This window comes from Rhodococcus sp. 14C212 (genome assembly GCF_011058195.1).
GTDB lineage: Bacteria > Actinomycetota > Actinomycetes > Mycobacteriales > Mycobacteriaceae > Rhodococcus > Rhodococcus aetherivorans.
In genome coordinates this window covers 42,531-55,277 of the sequence record NZ_JAALEH010000014.1, presented here as the reverse complement: position 1 = coordinate 55,277, position 12,747 = coordinate 42,531, and the positions used below count along the sequence as shown (strand labels likewise).

The 12,747-nt window shown below is 64.0% G+C and carries 10 protein-coding genes; 2 read left to right on the top strand and 8 right to left on the bottom strand.

Annotated features, from left to right (window positions below):
• The 6 genes from G6038_RS09400 to G6038_RS09375 all read right to left on the bottom strand — a co-directional run bounded on the left by G6038_RS09400 (window position 1) and on the right by G6038_RS09375 (window position 7,553).
• Entirely contained in the window at window positions 1-1,134 is a 1,134-nt protein-coding gene (locus tag G6038_RS09400) for an NADH:flavin oxidoreductase (RefSeq protein ID WP_165037413.1), read from the bottom strand.
• A gap of 4 nt (window positions 1,135-1,138) precedes the next feature.
• Entirely contained in the window at window positions 1,139-2,686 is a 1,548-nt protein-coding gene (locus G6038_RS09395; RefSeq protein WP_165037412.1) for an AMP-binding protein, read from the bottom strand.
• Between the two features lie 51 nt (window positions 2,687-2,737).
• On the bottom strand, window positions 2,738-4,000 hold the full coding sequence (locus G6038_RS09390) for a M20 family metallo-hydrolase (RefSeq protein ID WP_165037411.1): 1,263 nt from the start codon (window positions 3,998-4,000) through the stop codon (window positions 2,738-2,740).
• Between the two features lie 14 nt (window positions 4,001-4,014).
• The gene (locus G6038_RS09385) at window positions 4,015-5,385 is read right to left on the bottom strand and encodes an aminotransferase class III-fold pyridoxal phosphate-dependent enzyme (RefSeq protein ID WP_165037410.1); all 1,371 of its coding nucleotides are present in this window, start codon (window positions 5,383-5,385) and stop codon (window positions 4,015-4,017) included.
• A gap of 370 nt (window positions 5,386-5,755) precedes the next feature.
• Complete coding sequence (locus G6038_RS09380; protein WP_346772779.1) at window positions 5,756-6,565, bottom strand: enoyl-CoA hydratase/isomerase family protein; 810 nt, start codon at window positions 6,563-6,565, stop codon at window positions 5,756-5,758.
• A gap of 7 nt (window positions 6,566-6,572) precedes the next feature.
• Window positions 6,573-7,553, bottom strand: coding sequence for an agmatinase (locus tag G6038_RS09375; protein WP_165037409.1), 981 nt, complete (start codon window positions 7,551-7,553; stop codon window positions 6,573-6,575).
• Between the two features lie 250 nt (window positions 7,554-7,803).
• Here G6038_RS09375 and G6038_RS09370 point away from each other — a divergent pair, with 250 nt between their 5' ends.
• Together G6038_RS09370 and G6038_RS09365 are read left to right on the top strand one after the other, a co-directional pair.
• Entirely contained in the window at window positions 7,804-8,595 is a 792-nt protein-coding gene (locus tag G6038_RS09370; protein ID WP_165037408.1) for an IclR family transcriptional regulator, read from the top strand.
• A gap of 151 nt (window positions 8,596-8,746) precedes the next feature.
• Window positions 8,747-9,958, top strand: a complete 1,212-nt coding sequence (locus tag G6038_RS09365; RefSeq protein WP_165037407.1) for an MFS transporter — start codon at window positions 8,747-8,749, stop codon at window positions 9,956-9,958.
• On the opposite strand, the gene G6038_RS09360 is transcribed toward G6038_RS09365, so the two are convergent.
• Both G6038_RS09360 and G6038_RS09355 read right to left on the bottom strand, forming a co-directional pair.
• Window positions 9,953-10,744 carry an IclR family transcriptional regulator gene (locus tag G6038_RS09360; protein WP_165037406.1) on the bottom strand — a complete coding sequence of 264 codons (792 nt, stop codon included), beginning with the start codon at window positions 10,742-10,744 and terminating at the stop codon, window positions 9,953-9,955. The two genes, G6038_RS09365 and G6038_RS09360, sit on opposite strands and share 6 nt — an antisense overlap.
• A 39-nt stretch (window positions 10,745-10,783) precedes the next feature.
• On the bottom strand, window positions 10,784-12,610 hold the full coding sequence (locus G6038_RS09355) for an acyl-CoA dehydrogenase (RefSeq protein WP_165037446.1): 1,827 nt from the start codon (window positions 12,608-12,610) through the stop codon (window positions 10,784-10,786).
• Between the last annotated feature and the right edge of the window lie 137 nt (window positions 12,611-12,747).

The window sequence follows — 12,747 nt, the reverse complement described above, 5'->3', positions numbered from 1 at the left end:
TCACGCGACGAAGTCGTCCCAACTGTTCGCGAGATAGTCGATGAAGGTAGGACCCAGCCCCTGCATCTCAAGATGCTCACGAGGCACCGGCTGGCCGACGCTGCTGAACGACGGATCGCTCAACACTCGGCGAGCGAAGTCATGATGAAGGATCGCCGCCGTTCCGACGAGAACGAAGTCGGCTCCCCGATCGAGACACCACCGGGCCACCGCCCCGGAGGGGATCTTGCCCGCCACGCCGAGTCGCGCGGTCCCCCGCGGCAGCGAGGCAAAGACGTCCAACAGCGTGACGTCGGCAGCCACGTCGCGGTGTGGTCGCTTTGCGACATCCCACAGTGACATGTCGAGATAGTCGACGAGGCCCGATGTCATTGCGCGCTCGGCCACGTGACAGCTCTCGGCGAGAAGAACGCCGAAACGCTCGGGGCTCAGACGCAGGCCGACCTGAAACGAGGGTCCGGTCGCCGCTCGCACCGCCTCCAGAACCTCGAAGAGCATCCGGGAACGGTTCTCCAACGTGCCACCGTAGCCGTCGGTCCTGGTGTTGTGCCGCGAGTCCAGGAATTGGCACAGGAGGTAACCGTGTGCTCCGTGAATTTCGACGCCGGCGAATCCCGCGCGCTCGACACGTTGTGCAGCAGAAGCGAAGTCGCTGACTATGGCACCGATTTCATCAGTGGACAGTGCGCGAACACCTCTGGATGGATCATCCCAGGGAGCGCGCGGTTCAAGCCCTGACAGTTCGCGGCGTGCCCGCGCGCCACCGTGATGGAGTTGGACCGCCGAGGGCGCACCCCGGTCGGCCAGTGCGGAGGCCAGTCGTGTCAGGCCGGGCAGAAAACGATCGTCCCATATGGCCAGTTGTCCCGGAAATGCCTGGCCAGCCTGGGACACGTGCGCTGCACACGTCATCACCAGTCCGTAGCCGCCCTCGGCTCGCATCGTCAGCCAGTTCAGTTCGTCGTCGTGCAGGCTGCCGTCTGCATTGCTCTGTTGATTGGTCAGTGGCGCCAGAGCGAGCCGATTGGGCCAGCTCGGCCCGTGGGCCAGCTGCATGGGATCACCCAGCTGCGCAGGGTTCGGAACGCCGGAGGGCCGGTCACTGAAGCGGGCGCCGGACGGATAGTCGGTCATCGCTCTACCCGACCGCGGTCTGGTACTGCTTGCGCAGTTCGCGCTTGAGTACCTTGCCGTAGGCATTGGTCGGCAGCTCGTCCACGATCCAGACGTGGTGGGGCTTCTTGTACGAGGCCATCGACTTTCGTGCGAAATCGATGACGGATTCGGGCGTCAGATCGGTGCCCTTGTGCGGAACGACCACCGCGGCGACGACTTCACCCCATTTTTCATCGGGAATGCCGATGACCGCGGACTGCGCAATGTCGGGGTGCTGGCCGAGGATCTCTTCGACCTCGCGGGCATAGATGTTGGATCCTCCGCTGATGATCATGTCTTTGATGCGGTCTGTGATGAAGAGGTATCCGGCGTCGTCGAGGTAGCCGGCGTCGCCCGTATGCAACCAGCCGTCTTTGATCGTGTCGGCTGTCGCGTCCGGGCGTTCCCAGTAGCCCGCCATAACCAGTTCACCGCGAACGGTAATCTCGCCGACGGTGCCGACGGGAGCTTCCTGTCCCTGTGGGTCGACGATCCGAACGCGTGTCGAGAAGGTCTCACGCCCGGCGGACCCGAGCCGCCGGATGCAGTCCTCGTCGTCGAGACGGTGTTCGGCCTTCGGCAAGCAGGTGATGGTCGCGGCGGCCTCTGCCTGTCCGTAGAACTGCACAAAGACGGGGCCGAAGACCTCGAGCGCGCGCTTGAGGTCGGCGACCGGCATGGGCGCAGCCCCGTACACCACCGTTTTCAGGCTCGCGAGGTCGTGCTTTTCGACATCGGGGGCGTCGAGAAGCATTCGGATCATTGTGGGGGCCAGCATTGTCGCCGTGACGTTCAGGCGATCAATCGTCTCGAGCACCGCAGACGGATCGAAACTGAGTGAGGTCGGGAACGCGTTGGCTGCGCCCACTGCCAGGTGTGGCATTGCGACGCTGCACGATCCGTGAGAGATCGGGGCGAGGTGCAACATTACGTCGTCCGAGCCGAGATCCGAACCGAGTTCGAGCATGAAATGTCGTGTCATCGCGAGCAGGTTCCGGTGGGTCTCCACAGCCCCCTTGGGCTTGCCGGTGGTCCCCGACGTGTAGAAGAGCCACGCGGGATCGTCGGGTTCGATGGCGATGTCCGGACGTTCGCGCGGCGATTGCAGCCAGTCGTCGAAGCTGTCGAAGTCGGGGATGTCCCCGCCGAAGCTGACCCAGTGCTCGATGTGCGTGAGGTCCTCGCGAAGGGGAGTCAATCGATCGGCGAGCGCTGCATCGCATAGGACGATCGTGGCCCCGGAGTCGGAGAGGGCGTGGCGGTAGTCCTCCTGGTGCCCACGCGGGTTGAGGGTCACCGCGGCGCAACCGGCCGTGATGGTGGCCAGGAAGCCCTCGAGCCCCTCGTGGCGGTTCGTGGACAGAATCGCGACGCGCGCCCGCTGTGAGGTACGCGCAAGGATTGCGTTGGCAAGGGAACTGACGCGGGCGGCGCCTTCCGCGTAGGTGACGGGCGGACGGTCGAGCGAGATCCACAGCGGGTTATCGGGATATCGCAATGCGCTGCGGTAGAGCAGATGTGCCAGATCCATGTTGTTCTCCAGAGTGCGAAGTCCGAACCGGTCGCGAGGACGGTGCGGCGGTCAGTCGAAGTCGAGTTCGCGATCGAGGGTGATGATCGTGTTGAGGAGTACGTTTGCGCCCGAGTGGATGTCCTTCTCGGCCGTGAACTCGTCCGGACAGTGGCTGCGGCCGTCCTTGGACGGCACGAAGATCATGGCCGTCGGGATCTTCTTCGCGATGATCGCCGCATCGTGTTCTGCGCCGCTGTAGAGGCGGGACTGGCTCAGACCCAGACGATCGGCCTCCCGCGCGGTGACGTCGATGAACCGGTCGTCCATGCCCGCCGGACGCTCCGACGGAAGCCAGTCCAGCTGGACCTCCACCGAACGACTGGTCCCCTCTCGCTGCACTGCCGAGTGAAACTCGGTACCCGCGTCCTCCAGCCATCGCAGATCGGGGCTGCGGAATTCCCCCCAGAGTTCGGCGGACTCGGTGACGATGTTGACCGCGTCGGGTGTGAAGGTCACCAGCCCGGTAGTCCCTCGACCGTCGACGTTCGCCGAGGCGATCTGTTCGATAGCGAGGACGGAGCCGGCCGCGGCGCACCCTGCGTCGTGTCGGCGGTTCATGGGCGTCGTTCCAGCGTGGTCCGGCCGACCCTTGAACGCTACGCGGAAGCGCTTGATGCCGGTGATGGAGGTGACGAGCCCGATGTCGCTGCCCTGTTCCTCGAGGTAGGGGCCCTGTTCGATGTGGAGTTCGACGAACGCCTTGATGCGGCTGGTGTCCAGTTGAGCGGACAGTAGCGCACTGGGGTCGATGTCGACGCGTGCCAGCTCGTCTGCGAACCGCACACCGTCCGAGTCGACCCGGTCCAGATCCTGGGCAGTGATGAATCCTGTCATTGCCCGCGACCCGATGCAGCTGATGCCGAACCGGTTGGGTTCCTCGCTGAAGAAGTCGACGACGATGAGGTCGTGTCGGAGCCTGACCCCGCTGGCGCGCAGCGTTCGCACCACCTCGATTGCCGAGGCGACGCCGACATTGCCGTCGTAACGTCCGCCCCCTTCGACCGTGTCGGTGTGGGATCCGGTCATGATCGCACTGCTGCCCGGTGCGGTCCCGCGGAGCACACCGATGACATTGCCTGCGCCGTCGATGTGGGCCTCGAGCCCGGCCTCCGCCATACGAGCCTTCACCCAGTTCCGACCCACGACGTCGGCCTCGGTCAGCGCTTGCCGAGTCCAACCAGGAACGGTGGAGTCGACGATCGTCGAGAGGTGGGCCAGAGCGGCAGTGAGGTGCTCCGGATCGGCAATGGTGAGGGGGTCGAGCACAGACATGTGGTCTCCGTTTCTCAGGCCGAGAGATATCCGGCGGCCTGCAGCCGCTTGGTCACGGTGGCAAGGGTGAGGTCCAACCGCTCGACGATCTCGGTGACCTCGGCCTCGTTGATGATCAGTGCGGGGGTGAGCATGAGGAACTCGCCGAATGCTCCGCCGTTGAGTCGTCGACCGCCGATGAGCAGTCCGTTCTCCATCGCGGTACGGCGGATCTCTACCGTTGCGTTGGCAGCACCGGGAAGAGACGCCTTGGTCACGCGGTCGGCGACGATCTCGACGCCGACCATCAGTCCGCGGCCTCGAACGTCACCGATCAGCGGCCACTTCTCGGCCAGTCCGTTGAGCTGTTTGGCCAGTTCCTGGCCCATGACCGCGCCGTTCTCGATAAGGCCGCGCTCGGTCATTTCGTCGAGCACCGCACAACCTGCTGCACATGAGATCGGATTCGCGTTGTAGGTGTGCGACAGGTCGAAACCGCCGTTCGCGTTGAGTCGCTCGAGCAGCTCCGCCGAGACCGCGGTGGCGGCGAGCGGCACGTAGCCGGCGCCAAGGCCCTTGGCGATCACGATCGCATCGGGGCGTGCGTCGGGTGTGTGCTGTGCGGCCAGGAACTTTCCGGTTCGGGTCGCAGACATGACCTCGTCGAAGACGAGGAAGACGTCGTGGCGGGTGCAGATCTCTCGGACGGCACGCAGGTACGAAGCAGGGGCGACGTTCGCGCCGGTCGCTGTTCCGCCGATGGGTTCCATGATGAACGCCAGTACGTTCTCCGGGCCGAGTTCGAGGATTGCGCGCGCGAGATGCTCGGCGGCCAGTGACCCCGCCTCGTCTTCGGTGAGGCCCGCAGGGCGTCGATACGTCAACGGCGCAGGAATCTTCGTCGATGGAACCATCATGTCGCCGTAATAGGCGGTGTACTCGCTGTCCCCGGTCCACCCCATCGTGCCGAGGGTTCCGCCGTGGTACGACGGCGTCAGCGAAATGACCTTCCGTTTTGCCGGCTTACCGGCCTGGTAGGCCGCGACTCGCAGAAGCTTGATGGCCATTTCGTTGGCCTCGGAACCGTCGTTCGCGAGGTGGATGCGTTCGAAGCCCGGCCCTGCGAGCTCGGCGATCCGTGCCGTGAGCTCGATGTTGGGGTCGTGCCGGGAGAAGCGCACGTAGGAGAACGACATGCGGCGCCCCTGCTCGACCATGGCCTGAAGGACGCGTTCGTTGCCGGGTCCGATGTTGGCCACCGCAGCACCGGCGTTCGCGTCGATGTACATCGTGCCGTCGCTGTCGTGGTAGCGAATGCCCTCGGACCGGACGATGTGGGGTCGCGGGATCGCGGACTTCGAATAGAACTGCTCTTGATGGTTTCCGAGGCCGTCACGTGTGGACACTGCGCCTGACCTTCCTACTGTCGCCGTGGTTTTGAGATGAAATAAAGACCGGCAGCCTGGCACCTTCTGTCCGACGGTTCGAAGTCGGCATCAGCGGTCAAAGGCGGTGCTGGCGGACCCGTGCCAAACGTTTGGCTATCACTCTACGTTCAGGTGCCCATCGGCACAAGGCATGTCATGGGACATGTGAAGCTTTACCGACTGATCGGTCGCCCTACTTTGTCTTGCCCTCTGTTCGCCGAACGGATGACGGCACGCCGTCGACCGAGAAACGCTGATGGCGACGAATCCCGTGGTGAGCGGGATCCGTCGCCATCCGGGTGCCGCCGGCTCAGGACGTCGTTGTCCAACCGAGGGTCACTGCCGTTTGTCAGGTGAGCGGCCCACCGGACGCCGACGGGAACCGAGGTTCCCGCTTCTCCTGGAACGCAGTCAGGCCCTCCAGCGCGTCTTCCTGGTAGAAGTCGATGGTTTCGAGAGCCACCGACAGCTCGAAAGCAGGGGCAGCACTGCGCAGCACGTGGTTGAGCGACCGCTTCGTGGAGCGTAGCGCCCGCTGAGGTCCACGACCGAGTCGATCGGCGACAGCGAGGGCCTCCTCCAACACCGACTCCGCCGGCGCCGCCTTGCTGACGAGACCGATACGCTCCGCCTCAGCGCCGGTCAGGAAGTCCGCGGTCAGCAGGTAGTACTTCGCCTTGGCCATGCCGCACATCCACGGCCACAGCATCACAGCGTGATCGCCGGAAGCGACACCGATACGGCTGTGGCCGTCGGTTATCCGCACCTCCTCGCCAATGATGCTGATGTCGGCGGTCAAGGCCACTGCAAGTCCCGCCCCCACCGCGACACCATTGATGGCAGAGATGATGGGCTTGTCCAGGTCGAGCATGTTGTAGACGATGTCGAGCGCGACCTTGCCAGAGCGCAGAACCCGGTCGGACCGCAGGCTCTCCTTCGGGCTGCCGTGCTCCTTGAGGTCGCCGCCGGCCGAGAAGACCTTTCCGCGACCCGTGATGACCGCGACCCGCGTCTCGTCGTCTCGAGCGATCGTGCGCCACACCTCCGCGAACTCGTCGTGGGTGCGCGCGTCGGCGGCGATACGCTCGATATGAATCAAGAGCACCCCGTTCGGGCGACGCTCGAAGCTCAGGCTTTTGTACTCGTGGTACTGCAGCATCAGGCCCTCACGCACCCTTGGCGGCGGCGTTGCCGCGCTTGGCAGTACGAGCAAGGGCGATTGCGCAGGTAATCTCGAACATGATGTTCGCGGCGTTCAGCGCGGTGTGACCGCTGGGGTCGAGAGGAGGGGCAACTTCCATGACATCCCCGCCTACGATGTCGAGCCCCTTCAGTCCCCGCAGAATCGCCAGCGCCTCTCGCATGGACATCCCGTCAGGTTCGGGTGCTCCTGTGCCGATGGCATAGGAGGGGTCGAGTGCGTCGATGTCGAACGTAATGTAGGTCGGGCCGTCTCCGACGACACGGCGGATCTCGGCGATCGTTTCATCAGCACCGAGTTCGACGACGTCGTTGATGGTGAGCAAGCGCATGCCGTGCCGATCGTGGTAGTCGCGGTCGGTGGTCATGAATCGGGTTCCGCGAATGCCGAGGCTGATGGTGCGTTTCGGGTCGACCAGGCCGTCCTCGATGGCAGCCCGGATTGCGTTGCCGTGGTGAATGAAGCCACCGTACGGATCGTCGTAGGTGTCGGGGTGGGCATCGAAGTGGATCAGACCGACAGGCCCGTTGCGGACGAGTCCCTTGAGGACGGGGTAGGTGGTTCCATGGTCACCGCCGACGGCGACTACGGCTCCCCCGCGGTCCGCGACCTTGCTCACGAACTCGGTGGCAAGCTCCTGGCTCACCCGTGGGTCCATGGGATTGAGGACAGCGTCGCCAATGTCAGCGATGTTGCAGAGGTCGAACGGCGCGACGCCGTCGTAGCTCACCCGGCGGATGAGACCGGACATCTGTCGGACCTGGGACGGTCCCGTCTTGGCCGAGCCTCGCCCACCCTGGAAGTCGAACGGGACCCCGGCCAGTGCGATGTCCACGCCGTCGAGGTCGGGCTTGTACGGGGCACGCATGAAGGTTTCCACGCCCACGAAGCGGGCCAGGCCCTGCTTGCCGAGCTCGCCGATCGTGGATTCGGGCTTTTCTGACATGTCATCTCCTGGGCTCCTGCCGCGACACCCCCTTCGGGAGCTGATTGTGTTGCCGCGAGCAGTCTGAGAGGATTGGTAAATGTTCCGCAGTATGGAATGTCTGTCAATCTAGCAGAATGGCTTCAAACTCGGAAGGGGTGATCTCGTCGAGTTCGGGGCCTCTTGGCGCGATTGACCATCAATGTAGAGTGCATACAGTTCCGAGGGGCGGAATCACATTCGTTCTACAGTGAGCGAAAGGAGTGGGTGGATGCGCCACGCGGAGCCTGACGACACTTCGGCCGAAGCCGGCGCCGCCGCAACTTCCGGTTCGGTCGGCAATGCCCTGAGGATTCTGCTCATGTTCCGTGAATCCACAGCGGTACGAGTCTCCGATGTCGCTCGTGAGCTCGGAGTGGCTCGATCCACGGCGCACCGATTGCTGACGACTCTCGAGCGGTTCGGTTTCGCGACACAACAGGTCAGAGGTAAGGCATACGAAGCGGGTCCGGTACTGCTCGATACGGGACTGCATGCCCTTGCGGACCTCGATCTGCGATCCGTCGCGCGGCCCCACCTCGAACATCTCTGCAGGAAGACGTCGGAATCCACCGGACTGCTCGTGTTGGAGGGGCGTGATGTCGTCGTCCTCGATTTTGTGCCGGGCAGCCACAGACTGCGGGTGGTGGAGCGACTCGGCGACCGGGCTCCCGCGCACAGCACAGCAGCCGGCAAGGCCATCCTTGCGACATTGAATCCCAATGATTTTCGACGATTGTATCCGGGTGAATCGCTGCCCGCGTCCGCGCCGCGGTCCGTTCACACCCGTCGCGCGCTCGAGGACGAACTGGAGCGGATTCGGCACGACGGCTACGCCCTCAACCGAGAGGAGTCGGGAGAGGGTTCGGTTGGCATCGCCGCCGCGGTCATACACCGGATCGACGGCGTCGTCGGTGCGGTCTCGCTCGCACTGCCAACGAGCCGGTTGAACGACGATCTCGGCGCCGACTTCGGAGCATCCGTAGTGGAGGCGGCACGCCGTATCGGCGAGGGACTGCCATAACCTGCCTCGCCACCATGGCGTGACGCGAGTCGTCTCGCACCTCTACAGGTCTTGGGCAGCCAAGGTCGGTCGATGTGCGTGCTGACTCGTCCACTACTAGTGAGATTCGTGCGTTGCCTTCGTGCTTACGCGCCGACCAGGAGGAATAATTGTGAGTCGTCAATTGCGCATGTCGACGCTCTCGGTCGTAATCTTCATTGTTTCCAACATATTCGGGTCGTGGGCACTGGTCTTTCCCGTAACACCCCTGCTTGTCAGTACTGTCGGAGGCTCACGCTTCACGGCGGGAGCGACAACTGGGGTATTCATGGCCGCTACCATCGTCGCCCAACTCGCTACCCCGGCGTTGCTGCGCCGCTACGACTTTCGTCCTGTTGTCGCATCGGGATGCCTGCTGCTCGGACTGCCCTGTCTCGCTCTGGTGCCGTGGTCGGACAACATCACCGCCTTGATGATGATCAGCGTAGTCCGGGGAGTCGGATTCGGGCTGGTGACGGTGGCCTGCTCGGCGCTACCCCCCTATCTCGTGAGCAAAGACCGACTCAGCCGCGCGATCGCAGCGCAAGGCATGGCGAATGCCGGGTCCCAGACCGTTTTTCTACTCGTTGGATTGCAGCTGTATCAATCCGTCGGGATTGTGGCTGTGTCAACGCTCGCTACGGCAATGGCCACCACAGCAGCAATGGCAGTGCTCGGTCTCCCTCAGCGCCTGTACGGAAGCAGCGGTAGGCAATTTGAGTACGTACCCACACAGGGCGCACTCAGAAGGCAGTTCGTCTTGGTGAACGTGGCGGTCGTCGGCATCGCATCCGCCTATGGCGGACTGTCGGCTCTGATTCCACTCGTCGATTACCCCCAGTCCGCACATGCCGGCGTGATTCTGGCGGCGATCGGGGGGGCTGTCGTTGCTGGTCGCTTCGCTGCGGGACGTTATGCCCACCGGACAGCCGATCACCGATTGACAGTGCAGATTGGGGTGTTCGCCGCGGTCGTAGGGACGGTGTGTCTGTGCGTCGCTGCCCTGGGAGTGAATGCGGCGCTGGCCGTAGCACTGATCGGCGGGGTCGCTTTCGGGTTCGGACTCGGATGGGTCCAGAACGTGACTTTGGTCCGCATCTTCGACTCGGTTCCTCCCCATCGTGTCGGATTCGCCAGTGCAGCGTGGAACATCAGCATGGACGCGGGAATTGGGTTGGGCTCGACGACGATGGGCGCGGTTGCCGATCACTCGGGTTACAGCAGCGCCCTTCTCGTGTCTACGGTGGCCATTGTGCTGACCGTGGCTTTGCCACTTGCGCTGCAGCAGAGTCGTAAGCGGCAGGATCGACCAGGGTTGAGGGAAGAGCAGGCGAACCAGCTATAGGACGGCGCCCACGGACTCTGCGGCGCGGCGGGCCTGGGGCCCGAGATGGGTGGCGAAGCCATCACCGGCCCGGGCCCATGGCAACGCCAGCGTGACCGCTCCGCGGACCAATCCGCTGCCGTCGACGACGGCCGCCGCGACGCCGACGTACTCCGCGCCTGTCTCGCCCAGATTCGTCGCGTATCCGAGTTCGCGTACCGAATCCAGGTGCGACGTTAGTAAAGCGCGACTGTCGATGGATCTGTCGGTCGCCGTCTCGAGGTCCTCCTCGGGGAAGAGGGCGAATACGTCCGCGGGTGGCATCGCCGCGAGAATCGCCTTGCCGGCTGCCGTCAGATGAGCCGGCATCCGATCGCCGAGCTCGTCGACCACACGTAAGGGGAGCAAACCCTCGGCGACGTCGGCAACAACCACATCCCGTCCATCGAGGACACACAGCTCCGTCGTCTCCCCGGTGACGTCCCGTAGATTGCGGATCGGCTGATACGCCGCCCGACGAACGGGCAGCTGATTCACCGCGGCCAATCCGATCTCCACCAGTGCTGGGCCTCGACGGTAGGTCCGGGTCGAGAGGTCCTGCTCGACGAAATCGAACTGCTGCAACAGGGTCAGGGTCCGGTGCGCACTCGAACGTGCGATGCCCAGGTCGGTGGCGACATCACTCACCCGCAGCGCCGACGACGTCTGCAGCAGAAGAAGAACCTGCAGCGCATTGCCGACCGAGCCGATCAGGGAAGCGGTGGCGTCCCCTTTTTCATCCGCCACTTCCAGGTCACTGCCGCTCACGACACGTCACTATACGTGTCGCTGCGGCCCCCGCGGTCATCAGAATGCGGCGGCGTCGAGATCCATGATCTCCAGGTCAAGGTCGAGCACCGACTGCTTCGTCGCCGCGGTCCGTGGAAGTACGGTCCTGGCGAAGTAGGACGCTATTGCAACCTTCCCACGGTAGAAGGAGGCGTCGGCGCCGGTCGGATCGCCGGCCAGAGCAGTCGACGCAACCTCCGCCTGCACGAGCAACCGCCACCCGACAAGCAGGTCACCGACCGCGTCGAGCAACCGGCACGCGCCGAGTCCCGCCTTGTAGATCTCACGCGCATCGTCGGAGCCGTCGACATAGCGCTCGAAAGCGTCGATCATATCGCGGATGTCGTCGAGCGCGCCCGTGAGCAGTGCACGCTCGCGACGCCGCTCCCCCGGCGTTTCGTTGACGAACCGCTCGATCTCGTCGGCCACGTGCGAGAGGGCGACCTTCTTGTCTCGCAAAATCTTTCGGAACAGGAAGTCCTGGGCTTGGATCGGCGTCGTGCCTTCGTAGAGCGTGTCGATGATGCTGTCACGTAGGTACTGTTCGAGCGGGTAGTCTTGGAGAAAGCCGGAACCCCCGAACACCTGGAGTCCTCGTGTGAGCATCTCGCATGCACGTTCCGAGCCGACACCCTTGACGATCGGGAGGAGTAGATCGTTCACGCGTCGCGCTACATCCGCGTCGGCGCCGGAGACCGTGGCCGCGATCTCGGGATCCTGGTGGGCTGCGGTGTAGAGGTACACCGCACGCAGGCCCTCGGCGTACGCCTTTTGCAGGGCAAGGCTGTGACGAATGGCCGGGTGGCGGTCGATGGTCACACGCGGGGCGGTGGGGTTCCGCATTTCGGTGAGGTCCACCCCCTGTACGCGTTCCCTCGCGTAGGCCAGGGCATTCAGATACCCGGTCGAGAGAGTTCCGATGGCCTTCGTGCCCACGGTCATGCGTGCACTTTCGATGACCTTGAACATCTGGGCGATACCGTCGTGTACGTCACCGACGAGCCACCCGACAGCGGGAACGTGGGTTCCTCCGAAGGTCAGCTCACACGTGGGCGAAGACTTGATGCCCATCTTCTTCTCGACACCGGTGACGAAGACGCCGTTCCGCTCCCCGAGATCCAGTGTCACCGGGTCGAAGCGCCACTTGGGCACATAGAACAGGCTCAATCCCTTGGTGCCCGGTCTTGCGCCCTCCGGGCGCGCGAGCACCAGATGGAACACGTTCTCGGCGGTGTCGCCGACATCGCCGTTCGTGATGAATCGCTTCACGCCCTCGATGTGCCAGGTCCCGTCCGGTTGTGCCACGGCCTTCGTCCGGCCCGCCCCGACGTCCGAGCCGGCATCCGGCTCGGTTAGGACCATGGTCCCGGACCAGCCACGCTCCAGGCCGGCTTTGGCCCAGTGCCGTTGCTGCTCGGTGCCGAACTCGAACATGACCTGTGCGATCACTGCTGAAAAGTTGAAGAAGGTCAGGGGTGCATTTGCTGAGGACAGCATCTCGTTCACAGCCCAGACCACCACCGCCGGAGCCGAGGATCCGCCCATGTCTGCCGGCAGTCCCAACTCGGCCCACCCGGACTCCTTGACGGTGCGCACCACCTCGGCCAGAGACTTCGGGATGACTACCGAGTTGGCCTCGACGTCGAAGGTCGTCGGCGCCCGGTCGGCGTCCTCGAACGACTCGGCAACGGGGCCTTCGGCCAGCCGGCTGACTTCGTGCAGAATGTCCGACACGGTCTCTCGGTCGAAGTCCTCGTAGGCGCCTGCGCCCAGGACCTTTTCGAGGTTGAGGACCTCGAAAAGGTTGAACTCGAGGTCACGAACGTTGCTCTTGTAGTGAGCCATGGGTCGGTAGTCCCCTCTGCATGAGTCGGTCATGAGTAGCTGCTCCGTGTGGCGGATCGGCAGACCGGGCGCCGCCGCGGCAATTCTGTATGACGAAGCCAAACGTTTGGCATCACGATACGGATGCATGTCCTCCC